Origin of the sequence: Picosynechococcus sp. PCC 11901, from assembly GCF_005577135.1 — a bacterium.
GTDB lineage: Bacteria > Cyanobacteriota > Cyanobacteriia > Cyanobacteriales > MRBY01 > MRBY01.
Window position 1 is genome coordinate 964108 of record NZ_CP040360.1, and the last position, 15669, is coordinate 979776.

The following is a 15669-nucleotide window of genomic DNA, read 5'->3' on the forward strand; positions in this document are numbered from 1 at the left end:
TGATAAAATTTGGAATACTTTTTTAGTGAAAGAGAGAGAAGGTCAACGTGGTTCAAGTACCGATCAAGCCCACCCCGCAAACCCCCGCCCCCACCACTGCAATTCCCAATGGCCCGGCCCTCGAAGCTTGGTTAAATGACTGGGCGCAGCGGATTATTAATGGCGATCGCCTCACCCGTACTGAAGCTCTCCGTCTCACCGCCATCACTGGCCCCGAAAATATCCTCAAACTCTGTGCCGCTGCGGATCTGATCCGGCACGAATGCTGTGGCAATACCGTTGACCTCTGCAGCATTGTTAATGTCAAATCTGGCAGTTGCTCCGAAAACTGTAGTTTTTGCTCCCAGTCCGCCCACCACCCCGGCGAAGATTCCCCTGTGTATGGCCTCAAAACCGCCGAAGAAATTATTGAACAGGCCAAAGCAGCCGAAGCCGCTGGTGCCAAACGTTTTTGTCTCGTCAGCCAAGGCCGGGGCATTAAGTACAACAGCCCCAGAGACAATGAATTTGAGCAAATTTTAGAAACCGTGCGCCGTATCCAGGCAGAAACAGCGATCAAACCCTGCTGTGCCCTCGGCGAAGTCACCCCAGAACAAGCCCAACAGCTCCGGGAAGCCGGCGTCACCCGCTACAACCACAACCTCGAAGCTTCGGAAAATTTCTTCCCCGATATCGTCACCACCCACAGTTGGCAAGACCGGGTCGAAACCATCAAAAATCTCAAAGCAGCAGGCATTCAGGCGTGCAGCGGCGGCATCATGGGCCTCGGTGAAAGTTGGGAAGACCGGGTTGATTTGGCGATCGCCCTGCGGAATCTCGAAGTCGAATCTGTGCCTTTAAATCTCCTCAATCCCCGTCAGGGAACTCCCCTCGGAAGCAATGACCGCCTCGATGTCTACGAAGCCCTCAAATGCATGGCAATCTTCCGGTTCATCTTGCCCGAACAAATTATCCGCTATGCTGGCGGTCGCGAAGCGGTAATGGGTGAACTACAACACCTCGGCCTGAAGGCAGGCATTAACGCGATGCTCATCGGCCACTACCTCACCACCATGGGCCAACCCCCTGAACAGGATCAAGCGATGCTCGAATCCCTCGGCTTACAAGGGGGTGAAGCACCGATTCCTGGCCAATATTCCGCCGCCCAATAACCCTTGAAAGCGAAAGCCCTCCCCAGATCCTTGTCCCCAAAGCAAACTGCCACCACTGGCCCGAACTGGTTTAACCAACTCCTGTGGGCATTGATCGGTGTATCCCTGACGATTGGGGGCACCTTCATCGAGGCCCATCGGCTCAATCTCCCTTGGGACTGGTCAACGGCGGGACTACAAACTCAGTCTTTGGGGATTTACTGTCAAGTGGCTGCCGTTCTCCTCACGGGCTGTTTGGGGGGCAAAAATGCGGGGATTATCGCCCAGATTGCCTATATTCTGATCGGCTTGTTTTGGTTGCCGGTGTTCTCCCAAGGGGGAAAACTGGGATATCTGACAGAACCCACCTTTGGTTATATTCTTGGCTTTATCCCAGCGGCGGGCATTTGTGGTTGGCTTGCCTTTCGGTATGTGCTGAGTTTAGAAGCCCTCGCCCTCAGTGCTTTTTGTGGTCTGATCGCTCTCCATAGTTGCGGCATTCTTTATCTGGTGGGGCTGACCCTCCTGGAAAAATTACAGGCGACGGAACTGAGTTTGCTCCAGGCGATCGCCCTCTACAGTGTGACTCCCTTTCCGAGTCAGTTAATGCTAGTCTGTGGTGTGGCCGTGTTGGCCTATGGGGTACGACGGATTTTGTTCTATTAGGCCAAAGCATTGGGCTTGATATTCTTTCTTTTTAGCGAAACGGAAACTCTCTCTCCATGGATCTGCGCCAAGATTTACTGAAAAATCGCTGGTTTTGGCTTGTTGCCTTCCTCGGATTAGTCCTCGATCAACTCACAAAAACCATTGTGCTCCAGACCTTGCCGGAGGTGGGTGATACCTTTGCCCTCTGGCCGAATATCTTCCACTTCACCTATGTGCAAAACACTGGGGCTGCCTTCAGTATCTTTACCGATGGGGTGCATTGGCTCCGGTGGTTGTCCTTGGGAGTCAGTGTGGGTTTGATGGCCTTGGCTTGGTTTGGCGATCGCCAAACGCTCTGGGAACAAAGTGGCTACGGATTTATCCTTGCGGGGGCGATGGGCAATGGCGTCGATCGCTTTTTATTTGGCTATGTGGTCGATTTTCTCGACTTTCGCCTGATTAATTTTCCCGTGTTTAACATTGCCGATGTCTGTATCAACATTGGCATCGCCTGTTTATTGCTCAATTTATGGTTTTCCTACCGCCTCGCCCAAACAGAATCGCCCCCTAACTCTAAGTAATCTTTTAATAATCTGGAGGGTGGAGCGATCGCCGTTATGGATTCTCAGAAAATATCAAGAATAGATATATTCACTACCATTGTGTTCGTTTTGCTGCGAGAGCAACTGCTCTTCTAATTGAGCAATACGTTTGTAGGCCACCGTCAACTGGGCCGTTAGTCGCTTGATCTGCCATTCCGGGCTCATTTGCTTCTCGTCCATGGAACGCCCTTCTAAGCCTAGGGTTTCATCAAATAAAACATCTTTGTGGTGAAAGGATTCTCCCCCGACCCGAAAATCTAAGCCAAAGACCGCTGGATCAATTTTGGGAACCATTGCCATCAAATCTGCTTCCGACAAGGATTGTCCCGTTGGGCCTAGCCCCTGCTGCATTTGTTCGACGGTTTGATACAACAGATCAAGCTGATGTTTCAACTCGTTGATATAGCCTTGAACACTCATATTTTGTCAGCCTAAAGTCGGGTCTTTGTCCCATGCTAGTACCAACCCCAAGGCTGTGAATATTTATCCTGATATATTTAAGATTCTCTTAGAAAACCTTAAGAAAACCTTGTATCTCCAAGGATAAAGTTGCAATTGTCCTGGCCAAGGTTGCACTTGATTAAAGGCTAAATTTGCTATTTTTTGAAAAGATATTTCCCAGGGGAAACGACATTTAGATTTATGCCCAATCGCCGCCATTTTTTGACTATTTCCGCACTCTATGCCCTTGCTGGGTGTTTGGGAGGGTGTCAACGAACCTCGGAGACAACTTTACAAATCAATACATTACGGGGGTCAATCTCGCCACAACTGTTGACATTGTTTCGGCAAAACCAAGGGCAAACGGTCAGCTTAGATCTCAAACCCCTAGAACAGCTCCAAGAATTATTTGAGGTGTTGCAGGATGCGGCGATGAAGATGCCGGAGACTTCTGAAAATTTCCTCAATCGCTCGGCAGCGGTGCCGGATCTGCTGACCCTGGGCCATGGTTGGTATCAACAGGCGATCGCCTTGGGATTTGTTCAACCGTTATCTCTGGAGGAACTAACGCGGTGGGAAGAGTTGGGGGAACCTTGGCAACGGTTTTTGCGCCGCAATGTCCAGGGCGAGATCGACCCCCAAGGGCAACTGTGGGGACAGCCCTACCGCTGGGGCACGACGATGCTGGTCTACCGCAAGGATAAGTTGAAAAACCTGGGGTGGACACCGACGGATTGGGCAGATCTATGGCGGCCAGAATTACAGGGAAAAATTTCTCTGCTGAATCAATCGCGGGAAGTGTTGGGGCTTTTGCTGAAAAAACAGGGGAAATCCTACAACGAAACCGATCCAGAGGCGATCGCCAATTTAGAGAGCGATTTCCAAACCCTCCACCGCCAGGTCAAATTCTATAGTTCCACCCACTATCTCCAGCCCCTCAACATGGGCGACACCTGGATTGCCCAGGGGTGGTCCCAGGATATTTTGCCGCTCCTGCAACGCTACCGCAATTTAGGGGCAGTGATTCCCGCCAGTGGCACGGCCCTCTGGTGTGATCTGTGGGTGCAGCCCCAACGCAGCCAAACTTCTTTTGAGACCCTAAAAACTTGGTTAGATTTTTGTTGGGAACCGGCAGCGATTCAGCAGATTTCCCGCAGTAGTCACGGGGCCTCTCCACTAATTTATGCGGCGACTAATTTAGAGCCTGCCATCACTGATAATCCGTTAATTTACCTCGATCAAAATACCTTCCGGGCCAGTGAAATCATTGAGATGTTAAACCCGGAGGTGACAGCCCAGTATCAACAGGTTTGGCAAGCAGTGCGCCAGGGTTAGGCCAGAAAAATTTTGATTTTGCCCACCGCTGTTCTGGATAATGCGGAGGAAGATCATCGATTGAGGAGTTCCCATGACCCACGACACCATTGGGGTGGCGATCGCCGGTACCGGTTTTGGCCAAAAAATTCACATTCCCGGCCTCCAACACCACCACCGCACCGAAGTGGTCTCGGTTTACCATCGCGATCCGGACAAAGCCCAGGCGATCGCCGCTGCCCATCAAATTGCCGAAAGTGCCAGCGACTTTAATGCCCTCCTAGAAAATCCTGCCGTTGCTGCTGTTGCCATTTCGACGCCCCCTTTTTTGCATTATGAAATGGCCAAACAAGCTCTCCTGGCCGGAAAACACGTCCTCTTAGAAAAACCCATGACCTTGAATGGGGCTGAGGCGCGGGAGCTTTACCATCTGGCAGCCAAAAAAAATCTAGTTGTGACCCCAGATTTTGAATTTCGCTTTGTCCCTGCTTGGCAATGTCTCGCGGAATATCTACAACAGGGTTTTGTTGGTGAAAAACGCCTGATTACGATCAACTGGTTAGTGACCAGTCGAGCCAACCCAGACCGACCTTGGAATTGGTATGCTCGCCAGGATCAAGGGGGCGGTGCTTTGGGGGCGGTGGGTTCCCATGCCTTTGATTATGTCCATTGGTTGTTTGGCCCTGTGAAACGTTTGGCGGGTCATCTCAGTTGCGCCATTAAAGAGCGACCCGACCCCAAGGATGGCGATCGCCTTAAACCCGTCGATGCCGATGACACCTGCTTGATCATGCTAGAGCTAGCTGACGGCACACCCTGTCAAATTAATATCACCTCCGTCAGTCACCACGGTCGGGGCCACTGGGTTGAAGTCTATGGCGATCGCGGTTCCCTGGTTTTGGGGAGTAGCAACCTCAAGGATTATGTCCATGGTTTTACGCTCCAGGCGGGCCAGGCGGGTGAAGCACTGCAACCTGTGGCCATTCCGGAGCGCCTTGAATTTCCCCAAACCTTTGCCGATGGACGCCTTGCGCCCTTTATTCGAGTAGTGGATCATTGGGTCAAAGCCATCGACCGCTGCCAGCAAAATCAAGGGATCCCCGCAGATCCAGTGGCGATCGCCCCGACGCTCCGGGAAGGGGTCTATTCTCAGTTGTTAATGGATTTAACCCACCAGGCCCATACCCAAGGCCGTTGGTTAACGGTGCCGGATCTCGATACCTATCTCGATCTAGGCTGACGCGGTTGGGGAGAAGTACGCCGTCCCTGGGGATTTTGGCCAGTCGCCTGGGGCGCTAACCCATTATTTGAGGATGGTGGTGGTTGGAGTTGCCGCCGTCCGTTTTGAACAATTTCTAGTTGTTCCCGGAGATTCACCTCAAGGCGGCCAAGGAGACTGTGGGCATATTGATCCGCGTCTTGTTGGATGGCCTGGGCCTCGGCGATCGCCTGGTTTTTCATTTGCTGCACTTCCTGGGACACCTGCTGCCGAAAGGCCTCTAGATCGGCGAGGGTACTTTGGCGGAGGGCTTGGCATTCCTGCTCTGTGGTGTAGCGCAATTGGGCCGCTTGTTGCTCAGCTTGCCGGGTGAGGGCCATCTCGTCTAAGTATTGGGCGGCCTGCTGCTTGGCACTGGTGACAATCCGATCCGCATCGGCTTCGGCCTGTTCAACGAGGTGTTGCTTATACTGGAGCACTTCGACGGCCCGCTCAATAATTTCAGGAACACTGGTCCGTACCGCATCGAGCTGGTCTAAAACATCGTTGTCTTTAACGAGGGTTAGTCCCGTGAGGGGAATTTGAAAGCCTTCAAAAATTACTTCTTCTAAATGGGTGAGCTGTTCCTGCACATTCAAGTCTACCCCTCGATAAAGGGTTGGGGAGTTGGCATTATTGTCGGTGGGCTTACCTGGGGAGGATGAACTTTGTACCATTGATAAAGATCTTCAGCGACATTGTCAGGAACGAGGTGATCAACGGAACCACCAAATTTAGCAATTTCTTTGACGACGCTGCTGCTGAGAAAACTATATTCGTTGGAGGTCGCCAGGAATACTGTCTCGATATTATCCCAAAGCGTCTTATTTGTATGCGCCATCTGTAGCTCCTTCTCGAAGTCGGACAGCACCCGTAGTCCTCGTAGTAATACACCCGCATTACGTTGCCGCGCGTAGTCGGTGGTTAAACCCGTGAAACTCGCCACTTCTACATTGGGTAAATGTTGGGTACAGCGACGAATCTGGGCCACGCGCTTTTCGAGACTAAAAATCGGCGATTTACTGGGATTGCACAGCACCGCCACGATTACTTTTTCAAAGAGGCGATCGCCCCGTTCAATAATATCGAGATGACCCAGGGTGATCGGATCAAAGCTTCCAGGATAAATAGCAATCACAAAATACAGCGCCACACAGAAGAGATCGGCTTTATTGTGACATATTGTTTCCCCAAGCCCCTAGGCAAACCCAGGGACATCAGCCCCTACAATGGAGAATGATTTTATCCACGATTTTAACCAGCTTATGAGCGAGCACCACCCGGAAAAAAAATACGAAGGTAAGGCAAAAATTCTCTACAGCACCGCCAACCCTGATGTTCTCCTCACCTATTTCAAAGATGACGCCACCGCCTTTAATGCCCAGAAAAAAGGCACCATCCAGGGTAAAGGGGAAATGAACTGCACCATTGCCGCTGCCCTCCTCCAATGGCTGGAAACCCAGGGCATTCCGACCCACTTTATCGAACAAACCAAAGCCGATGAAATGCTCGTAAAAGCAGTCAAGATTCTGCCGGTAGAAGTGGTTGTGCGCAATATTGCGGCGGGTAGTCTTTGTAAACAAACGGGTTTGGCCCAGGGCACAGTTCTCCCCCAACCCCTCGTGGAGTTTTATCTCAAGGATGATGACCTCGGTGATCCGCTCTTGACCCGCGATCGCCTTATGCTGCTGCAGATTGTCACCGCCGAGCAACTGGCCCAACTCCAGGACTATGCCCTGCGGATCAATGGTCTGATGCAAGGCTTTTTTGAGCGCTGTCAGATCACCCTGGTGGATTTTAAAATCGAGTTTGGCACCGACAAAACAGGGACAGTTCTTTTGGCCGACGAAATTAGTCCCGACACCTGCCGCCTGTGGGATCAAACCGAAACAGACCCCAACCTGCGGGTGATGGATAAAGACCGCTTCCGTCAAGACCTCGGTAACATCGAAAACGCTTATCAAACTGTCCAGGCTAGGGTCTTGGCCCAGGTGCAGCAATTGCAATCCCTCGCCTAAATTTTCCCGACCCAAGGCTAAATTACGGGGTCTAGACATGGAAACATAAGCAACGCTTCCCCGTCTTCGACTCTGGTACAATCCAGCAGAGTAAATTACTCATGTTGGCCGATTTACAGAAAAAGCACTTATAAATATAGTGCTGATAACTTTCGTTTGATCTGGTGTTTGGACGTGCAGAAACAACAAAATTTAGACTATTTTTCCCCCCAGGCCCTCGCACTTTGGGCGGCGATCGCCTCTTTGGGTGTGATGTCTCCGGCCCATGCCGAACCCCGATCAGAAGGGAGTCACTCCGATCCCCTGGTGCCAACGGCGACCCAAGTTGTTGTGCCAGCTCTGCCCGTGGAGGATGTAGCCCCCACAGCAGCACCAGCTTCCCAGACGCCAGCGCCCCAGTCCGAAAACCTGGCCCAATCATCAACCCAAGCTGTTACCTCTCCCGTTGCTCAGGCTCAAGAAGCTCCCCAAGATAGTAATCTGCCGCAACTCTACGCCCAGCAGCAGGGAAATTCCAATGCCCAGCAAGCCAACCCCAACGAGCCTAGGGTATTGGTCGCAGAAATTCAGATTAATGGTGTGGGCGACAACGTCGAACTGGAACAAAGAATTATCCGGGCCATTGAAACCCAAGCCGGGCGGCCGACGACGGTTTCGCAAATTCGTAATGACGTGAACCGCGTTTATGCGACAGGTTTGTTTGCCAATGTAGTCGCCACCCCGGAAGATACGCCCCTGGGGGTACGGGTGACATTTGACGTGGTGCCCAACCCCGTTTTGACCGATATCGTCGTGCAGGCATTGCCCCTAGAAGGCAGTCAAAATATTACCCCTCCCGAAGTTGTCGATAATATTTTTAGCGATCGCTATGGCGAGATTATCAACCTCAACGATTTCCAAGAGGGCAGTAATAAGCTGCAACAACTCCAGCAGTGGTACCAAGACAATGGCTACGATTTAGCGAAAGTGATCGGTATTGATGAACCCAGTGCCGATGGGGTTGTGACCCTCGTCGTCGTTGAAGGGGTAATCGAAGATATTCAGGTTAATTTCATCAACGCCGACAATGAATCCGTTGATGGCAAGACCCGAGACTTTATCATCACGCGGGAAATGGAACTCAAACCAGGAGACGTTTTCCGGCGGGATGTCGCCCAACGGGATCTCCAGCGGGTGTTTGGTCTGGGGTTATTTGAAGATGTCCAGTTAGATTTCACCACAGGCACCGAAGATCCGACCCAGGCCGTCCTCAATCTAAATGTCATTGAAGGAAATACAGGCTCCATCGCTGCGGGTGGGGGGATTAGCTCCGCCAGTGGTTTCTTTGGGAGTGTGAGCTACCAACAACAAAACCTGGGTGGCAATAACCAGCGTCTGGCTGCAGAATTCCAATTAGGACAACGGGATGCTCTGTTCGACCTATCCTTTACGGATCCTTGGATTGCCGGCGATCCTTACCGGACGTCCTATTCGGTCAATGCTTTCCGCCGTCGTTCTATCTCACTGATCTTTGATGGTGGGGAAAATGATGTTGATCTCGACCCCAGTGGCGATCGCCCCCGGATTAACCGCATTGGCGGTGGGGTGACCTTTAGTCGTCCTTTATCAAAGGATGTTTTTGGCCCCTCTGAATGGCGCGCCTCCCTCGGCTTCGACTACAATCGCGTCCGGATTACCAATGCCGATGGTGATACAGAGTTTATCGACGAAGCTGGGAACCAACTCAGTTTCTCTGACAATGGTATTGACGATATCTTTGCCCTGAGTCTAAATGTGGTGCGCGATAAACGCACGAGCTTCGATGGGGCAACCCGCGGCTCCATTACCCGTTTTGGCACCGACCAGACCATTCCCATTGGTAGCGGCAGTATTCTCTTTAACCGACTCCGGGCCAGCCACAGTATCTATATGGATTCACCGATTAAACTCCCTAGTTTTGGCAGTGAAGAAAAACCCCATACTTTGGCCTTCAATATCCAAGGGGGCGCAATTATCGGGGATTTACCCCCCTACGAAGCCTTCTCCCTTGGGGGCAGTAACTCGGTTCGGGGCTTTGAAGAAGGAGACCTCGGCAGTGGCCGTAACTACATCCAAGCGACAGCAGAATATCGCTTCCCCATTTTCTCGGCGGTGGGTGGTGCGTTATTTGCTGACTATGCCACAGACCTCGGTTCCGGGGATGATGTGCCTGGAGATCCGGCGGGAACCCGTGGTAAGCCCGGTAATGGTTTCGGCTATGGTATCGGTGTGCGGGTGAATTCTCCCCTGGGGCCAATCCGGGTGGATTATGGGCTTAACGACCAAGGGGACAGTCGTATTCACTTTGGGATTGGTGAGCGTTTCTAGGGTGTTATCGGTCTGATTTCGTGGGGGGCAACCCCCTTTTTTGTGATGGTTAAAACGTTAAAAACAACCGTTGAATGTTCTGGGGTGGGTCTCCATTCGGGGCAACGGGTCACCCTAAGGCTCGTGCCTGGCGATCGCCACCAGGGTCGTTATTTTGTGCGTACAGATTTACCAGGGCAACCCCAGATCCCGGCCCGCATTGAGGCCGTCGATCAAACCCTTTTGTCTACGGAATTGGCAGTGGGTGAGGCCAAGGTCAGAACCACAGAGCATTTGTTAGCGGCATTGGTGGGTCTTGGGATCGATGTTGTGCGCCTCGAAATAGATGGGCCGGAGTTACCCCTGTTGGATGGCTCAGCAGCGCAGTGGGTAGAGGCGATCGCCAAGGCAGGTACCCAGACCCTCACGGATGAAGCGATCGCCGTTCCTGTGGTCGCAGAACCCGTTTGGCTCCGGGAAGATGACGCTTTTGTGGCAGCCTTACCCTCACCGGAGCTGCGGTTTACCTATGGCATCGATTTTACCTACAAGCCCATTGGCAACCAGTGGCACAGTTGGAGCCCCGCAGCAGAGCCCTTTGCCCAGGCGATCGCCCCGGCCCGGACATTTGGCTTTGCCGATCAAATTGAGCAATTGAAAAAAGCTGGTTTAATTCAGGGAGGCAGTCTTGATAATGCCCTCGTTTGCGATCAAGAAAAATGGCTCAATCCGCCGCTCCGGTTTGAGAATGAGCCGGCTCGCCACAAATTACTTGATTTAATCGGGGATTTGAGTTTGCTTGGTACGATCCCCACGGCCCATTACCTAGCCTATAAAGCAAGCCATAAACTCCATACCCAGCTTGCTAAAACTTTACAGGCAACGCTTTTTTAAAATTCTAATCAAGCTGCTATTGGGTGAAGGATAACGCCGATAGTTTGACCTGTATTGCTGGGGCTGGCGATCGCCTTTTTCGGAGACTGCCAGCCCTCATAAGCCAATACTCTACTTATTCGGTTGGGGAGTCATACGGAGATAAGGCTTGATTTCCTTAACGCCCTTTGGAAACTTGACCTTCGCATCCTCAGTAGAGATTGCCGGAGAAACCACGACATCTTCACCATCTTGCCAGTTGACAGGGGTCGCTACGCTGTAGTTGTCTGTGAGTTGCAACGAATCCAAAACCCGCAAAATTTCTTGGAAATTCCGGCCGGTGCTGGGGGGATAGGTAATGGTTAAACGTACCTTCCGCTCAGGATCAATGACAAAGACTGTCCGCACCGTCACCTTCGGGTTGGCATTGGGGTGGATCATATTGTAGAGGGTAGCGACCTTCTGATCTGCGTCGGACAAAATCGGGTAATTGACAGCGCATCCCTGGGTTTCGTCAATGTCACCCACCCAGCCATTGTGGGAGGCCGTGTCATCAACGCTGAGGGCAATTACCTTAGCATTGCGCTTTTCAAACTCTCCCTTTAACCGAGCCACTTCGCCCAATTCGGTGGTGCACACGGGGGTAAAGTCAGCGGGGTGAGAAAACAAAACAACCCAACTGTCGCCGGCCCAATCGTAAAAATTAATTTCCCCAATGGTGGAATCTTGGGTAAAGTTGGGGGCCACATCGCCTAACCGGAGAGACATAAACTAAACTCCTGATGTTAAATAAACTACCAAAGGATCATTATGGCCCATCTCCCTGGGAAGATGCCAAGGGGGGCGATCACCACCGGAAAATGATAAGCTGCCGTCACACAGCGCAATATTTATTAACTTTTGTTGCCATTCTTCAGAATCAAAAAAGCCGAGGGTGACAATCAAGCCGGAAAAATGAAATAATAAGCCAGAATTTTTTACGTTAGTAGTTTCAGGCCGCCTGAAGCTTGGTATTTTACATAAATCTAAAAATCATCAAAAAAAGCTGGGAAAAGCCTAGGAGGAATCAATCATAATGAGTAGAGTTGTGAGTGCATTAATGGGGCTCGTCCTCATGTTCGGTTGCGCGTTCTTTAGCGTTCAGCCCCAAGCCCAAGCCCTCGATTTAAGCAATGGCTTTGTTTCTGCAGCCGTGCTCGGTGAGCGTGTCAATCCCGCTGACAAGGTGCTTGAGTCAGAATATGGCAAGAAAATCGACCTAAACAACGCCAGCGTCCGTCTTTTCCGCGAGCTCCGTGGATTTTATCCCACATTGGCCAAACGCATCATCGAAAATGCCCCCTATGACAGCGTTGAAGATGTATTGAATATCCCCGACCTCAGCGAGAAGCAACTGGCACGGTTAGAGGAAAATTTGGAGCGTTTCACTGTAACACCGCCTGCCGATGTGTTTATTGATGGTGACCAACGTCTGAACACCGGTGACTATTAAAAATACAAACGAAATCTTGCTGCGTTTAGGAAGATGTTTGTGAGTCAAACCTAAATTTTCAATGGCAATTAACCTATTCCTGAGGGATAGGTTTTTTTACGGCAATTTTTAAGGTTTGGGGCTCGGTTGGCACAGTCGATAAAACTGAGGTACCCAGCGGGATTCCCAATAAAATGCCCCAAAGGCCAGCACGGGCGCGAGGAGAGTCAGCAGCAGAAAGCAACCTGCCAGGGTTGACAGGGACATCGCAAAAAAATCTTGGGTCAGACGCACCAGGTCATGGTCGAGGAGGCCCCCTTTCCCGACCCGGTAGGCAATGCGGAACGTTTCGCTGGTCATGAGCCGCCCGAAAAAGGCACCATTTTCCAGAAAGCTAAAACTGGCCAACAGAGCATAAAGGGTTTGTTCGCCGGAGACATGGCAAAAATATTTGCCGAGGGCAAAGTACAGACAAATAAAGACGGCGGCAATTTCTAAGAGATGACCCATGGCGATAATGGCGATTTGATCCCAACCCGTCAGGATCAAAAGGATTTGCAGGAGAGTCAGACCTGCCAAGGTGATTAGGGTGCCGCGATTGCGACGGTATTGCCAAGCGAGATAGGCGATCGCCCCGTAGAGTAGCCACAAAATAATGCTGGCACGGCCGAGGGCGAGGGTAATTCCCCCCCCAAAGATAAAGTCAAAACTCGGCACAGCGGGATAACCAAACAGCCAAAAGGCGATCGCGTGGCCAATTTCATGGACGAGGGTGAGAAAGGTATTCAGAATAAAGCGACTGGGGGGCAGCAAAAAAAGAATCAGACCTAGGCCGCCACCAATGAGGAGCGCCTGGGGGGTATCCGGAGGCAGTTGCCGTGACCGGGGGCGCTGGTTGGGGATTTGGGATGGCAGAGCGCCATGGAGAGGAAAACAAGTTTTGAGGAGGTATTGCCGTTGCTGGCGATGGTAGACATTGAGGTAAACTTTTTCGACATCGTCCAGGGAAAAATGCTGTAAAGCCTGCTGGATGATCTGGCAATAATCTTGGCGATCGCGCCGGTCAATGACCGTTAACTTGATCACCAAGGCCCCAGCGGAAGGGGTAACTTTGATACTCCATAGATAAGCAGCGAGTAGCTGCCGGAGTTTCAGGGTGAGATCATCGTTTTTGAGGGCTGCCTTTTTAGGTGATTCTTGGGCACTGAGTGCTTCCGGGGAGGGTTCCCGTTTGGCTGGGGAGAGTAAGCCCGCTACAATTGTCCATTCCCAGTCGGGGGTAACTTCCCCAAATCGAATGCCTTCAACAGTAAAGGTTTCCGTGATCGTGCGTTCCCAAATTTTCTGCCAAGGGGTAAGGATTTGTTTGGCGATCGCCTGGTCGGGGGTATTAAAACCTTCGAGTTGAATTTTGAGGTGCTTATCAGTCACCCGTTTGAGCATCACCCGGATCTGGTGGGGTTGAAACGCTTGCCTTAACACCTGGGCGATCGCCTGGGGATTTCCCTGTTCCGCCAATCGACGCAAATCCGACTCTTTCACAGCACAACCATTCTGGAGGGGAGCATTTCGATTATGCCACCAGACTCCCTTGGCCACAAAAATAGGGAAAAACTGTTTCGTCTTTCCCCAATTATTTATTGTGAAGTAATTTTGGTCTGAAGTCCCCCTTTGAAGGGGGATTTAGGGGGATGTCCTAGGCCGCAACCGCTTCTGATTTCTTACTGTTACGAATCCCTTCAATCGCCTCAGCATAACTGGGGGCCTTGAAAACAGCAGAACCCGCAACAATCGCATTTGCACCCGCATCAATCACTTGCCACGCATTAGCAGGTTTGATGCCACCATCGACTTCAATCCAAGGATCCAGGCCGCGCTCATCACACATGGCCCGGAGTTTTTCGATTTTGTTCACCATCGAAGGAATGAAGCTTTGGCCGCCGAACCCAGGGTTTACGCTCATGATCAAAATCAGGTCACAAACATCAAGGACGTGCTCAATGATGTCAAGGGGCGTAGAAGGATTCAGCACAACCCCAGATTTTTTACCCAGTTCACGAATCTGGCAGAGGGTGCGGTGGAGGTGGGGAGACGCATTGTGTTCTGCGTGGACGGAGATAATGTCAGCACCAGCTTTAGCAAAATTTGCCACGTATTTTTCTGGCTCAACGATCATCAAATGCACATCCAAAGGCTTTTTGGTGTAGGGACGAATCGCCTCAACAATTAACGGCCCAATGGTGATATTCGGGACAAAACGACCATCCATGACATCGACGTGGATCCAATCAGCGCCAGCCTCATCGACTGCTTTAATTTCTTCACCAAGGCGGCTAAAGTCCGCTGAAAGAATGGACGGGGAAACTACAATTTTCTTGTCAGTCATGGTGGGTGGATTCCTCTTATTATCTCAAGAATTCTAAGTTGGTATCAATATTAACAAAAGTTTGTATCAATATTTTTTGTAGCCTAGCCTGGGTAGAGCATTGTTTCAGGAAACACTGACCTAGCGCTGGGGGGGACGTAGAGGCCCATCGGTTTGTACAGGGATCAAAATACTATTTAATTTACGCAGTTGTTCAGCTGTGCCCATACAAATTAAAAAGTCCCCAGATAACAGTAAGGTATCACCCGTCGGCCCAGGAATAAGGCTGCCATCTTGACGGCGAATGGCGAGGACGAGGGCACCGGACTGTACCCTGAGTCGGGCTTCACTGAGGCTTTTGCCAATGTAACCGCCGCAATTGCTATCCACACGGATTTCTTCGAGGTAGTAAGACCGTTCTGCGCCAGTCAAAATGCCATCAACAAAATCCATAACCTGGGGTCTCAGGGCAGCGGCGGCTAGGCGACGTCCCCCGGTAATGTAGGGAGAAACAACGGCATCGGCTCCGGCGCGGCGTAATTTTTCCACGGCTTCTTCGGTACTGGCCCTGGCGATCGCCCGAATTTTTGGATTCAATGTTTTGGCAGAGAGTACCGTATAGAGATTTTCTGCATCGGAGCTGAGGGCCGCCACCAAACAAGTTGCCCGGTCGATTTTCGCTTCATGGAGATGTTGATCGAGGGTGGCATCTCCTTGGATGCAAATGTAGCCTTGATCCTGAGCGGCTTCGATAATGTCGGGATCTTGGTCAATGACGACAAAGGGAATATTCTCGGCGAGAAATTCCCGGGCCACCTGCTGCCCTGTGCGACCGAGGCCACAAACAATGTAATGGTTATTGAGACGACTAATTTGCTGCTGATACTGTTTCAATTTTTTTATCTCCTGAAAATAGCCGCTAATCATTGCTTCGATGAAACGGTTGACGATATAACCAACCGCAATCAAGCCCAAAAAAATCAGAATAATGGTGAATATCCGAGAGCGATCGCCCAAGGGATAAGTTTCCCCAAAGCCAACGGTTGAGAGGGTAATCATCGTCATGTAGGCTGCATCTACCCATGACCACTGCTCCACGACAATAAACCAACTCGTCCCCAGCAGAAACAGCGCCACAAGCATCAGCAAACCCAGTTGCAGCTGTCCCCTGAGGCGTCTATATTTTTGCTCAATGCTATACACTGATGAACCTCAAAATAAGTC

At 51.1% G+C, this 15669-nt stretch carries 16 protein-coding genes; 9 read left to right on the forward strand and 7 right to left on the reverse strand.

Going from position 1 to position 15669, the window contains the following annotated elements; all coding sequences use genetic code 11:
- Positions 1–62 precede the first annotated feature (62 nt).
- From bioB to lspA, 3 genes are read left to right on the forward strand one after another with little or no spacing between them, the layout of a single operon-like run.
- Complete coding sequence (gene bioB / locus FEK30_RS05605) at positions 63–1151, forward strand: biotin synthase BioB (protein WP_138073753.1); 1089 nt, start codon at positions 63–65, stop codon at positions 1149–1151.
- Positions 1152–1154: 3 nt separating this feature from the next.
- Entirely contained in the window at positions 1155–1796 is a 642-nt protein-coding gene (locus tag FEK30_RS05610; protein ID WP_030006089.1) for a biotin transporter BioY, read from the forward strand.
- 56 nt (positions 1797–1852) lie between these two features.
- Entirely contained in the window at positions 1853–2359 is a 507-nt protein-coding gene (gene lspA / locus FEK30_RS05615) for a signal peptidase II (protein WP_138072248.1), read from the forward strand.
- A gap of 54 nt (positions 2360–2413) precedes the next feature.
- Here the strand turns inward: lspA and FEK30_RS05620 are convergent, their stop codons facing one another.
- On the reverse strand, positions 2414–2800 hold the full coding sequence (locus tag FEK30_RS05620; RefSeq protein ID WP_065715818.1) for a hypothetical protein: 387 nt from the start codon (positions 2798–2800) through the stop codon (positions 2414–2416).
- Between the two features lie 222 nt (positions 2801–3022).
- Here FEK30_RS05620 and FEK30_RS05625 point away from each other — a divergent pair, with 222 nt between their 5' ends.
- Positions 3023–4156 (forward strand): extracellular solute-binding protein, encoded by a 1134-nt coding sequence (locus FEK30_RS05625; RefSeq protein WP_138072250.1) that lies wholly within the window; start codon positions 3023–3025, stop codon positions 4154–4156.
- A 73-nt stretch (positions 4157–4229) separates the two neighbouring features.
- A complete protein-coding gene (locus tag FEK30_RS05630) occupies positions 4230–5375 on the forward strand; it encodes a Gfo/Idh/MocA family protein (RefSeq protein WP_138072252.1) in 1146 nt (381 codons plus the stop codon).
- On the opposite strand, the gene FEK30_RS05635 is transcribed toward FEK30_RS05630, so the two are convergent.
- Together FEK30_RS05635 and coaD are read right to left on the reverse strand one after the other, a co-directional pair.
- A complete protein-coding gene (locus tag FEK30_RS05635; protein WP_168191120.1) occupies positions 5357–6070 on the reverse strand; it encodes a DivIVA domain-containing protein in 714 nt (237 codons plus the stop codon). The genes FEK30_RS05630 and FEK30_RS05635 overlap by 19 nt on opposite strands.
- Complete coding sequence (coaD, locus tag FEK30_RS05640; protein ID WP_012305950.1) at positions 5995–6531, reverse strand: pantetheine-phosphate adenylyltransferase; 537 nt, start codon at positions 6529–6531, stop codon at positions 5995–5997. The genes FEK30_RS05635 and coaD overlap by 76 nt, the downstream gene beginning before the upstream one ends.
- Positions 6532–6658: 127 nt before the next feature.
- Between coaD and purC the strand changes: the two genes are divergently transcribed.
- The 3 genes from purC (at position 6659) to lpxC (ending at position 10630) form a co-directional block, all read left to right on the forward strand.
- Positions 6659–7411 carry a phosphoribosylaminoimidazolesuccinocarboxamide synthase gene (gene purC / locus FEK30_RS05645; RefSeq protein WP_138072256.1) on the forward strand — a complete coding sequence of 251 codons (753 nt, stop codon included), beginning with the start codon at positions 6659–6661 and terminating at the stop codon, positions 7409–7411.
- Positions 7412–7585: 174 nt separating this feature from the next.
- Complete coding sequence (locus FEK30_RS05650; protein WP_138072258.1) at positions 7586–9757, forward strand: BamA/TamA family outer membrane protein; 2172 nt, start codon at positions 7586–7588, stop codon at positions 9755–9757.
- Between the two features lie 45 nt (positions 9758–9802).
- Positions 9803–10630, forward strand: coding sequence for a UDP-3-O-acyl-N-acetylglucosamine deacetylase (gene lpxC, locus FEK30_RS05655; protein ID WP_138072260.1), 828 nt, complete (start codon positions 9803–9805; stop codon positions 10628–10630).
- A 111-nt stretch (positions 10631–10741) separates the two neighbouring features.
- Here lpxC and FEK30_RS05660 read toward each other — a convergent pair whose 3' ends face one another.
- On the reverse strand, positions 10742–11377 hold the full coding sequence (locus FEK30_RS05660) for a peroxiredoxin (protein WP_065715821.1): 636 nt from the start codon (positions 11375–11377) through the stop codon (positions 10742–10744).
- A gap of 307 nt (positions 11378–11684) precedes the next feature.
- On the opposite strand from FEK30_RS05660, the gene psbU reads away from it, so the two are divergent.
- Positions 11685–12101 carry a photosystem II complex extrinsic protein PsbU gene (psbU, locus tag FEK30_RS05665; RefSeq protein WP_012305956.1) on the forward strand — a complete coding sequence of 139 codons (417 nt, stop codon included), beginning with the start codon at positions 11685–11687 and terminating at the stop codon, positions 12099–12101.
- A gap of 108 nt (positions 12102–12209) precedes the next feature.
- Here psbU and FEK30_RS05670 read toward each other — a convergent pair whose 3' ends face one another.
- The 3 genes from FEK30_RS05670 to FEK30_RS05680 all read right to left on the reverse strand — a co-directional run bounded on the left by FEK30_RS05670 (position 12210) and on the right by FEK30_RS05680 (position 15588).
- Positions 12210–13622 carry a hypothetical protein gene (locus FEK30_RS05670; protein ID WP_138072262.1) on the reverse strand — a complete coding sequence of 471 codons (1413 nt, stop codon included), beginning with the start codon at positions 13620–13622 and terminating at the stop codon, positions 12210–12212.
- Positions 13623–13776: 154 nt separating this feature from the next.
- Positions 13777–14466, reverse strand: a complete 690-nt coding sequence (rpe, locus tag FEK30_RS05675; RefSeq protein WP_012305958.1) for a ribulose-phosphate 3-epimerase — start codon at positions 14464–14466, stop codon at positions 13777–13779.
- A gap of 120 nt (positions 14467–14586) precedes the next feature.
- Positions 14587–15588 carry a potassium channel family protein gene (locus tag FEK30_RS05680; protein ID WP_181445688.1) on the reverse strand — a complete coding sequence of 334 codons (1002 nt, stop codon included), beginning with the start codon at positions 15586–15588 and terminating at the stop codon, positions 14587–14589.
- Between the last annotated feature and the right edge of the window lie 81 nt (positions 15589–15669).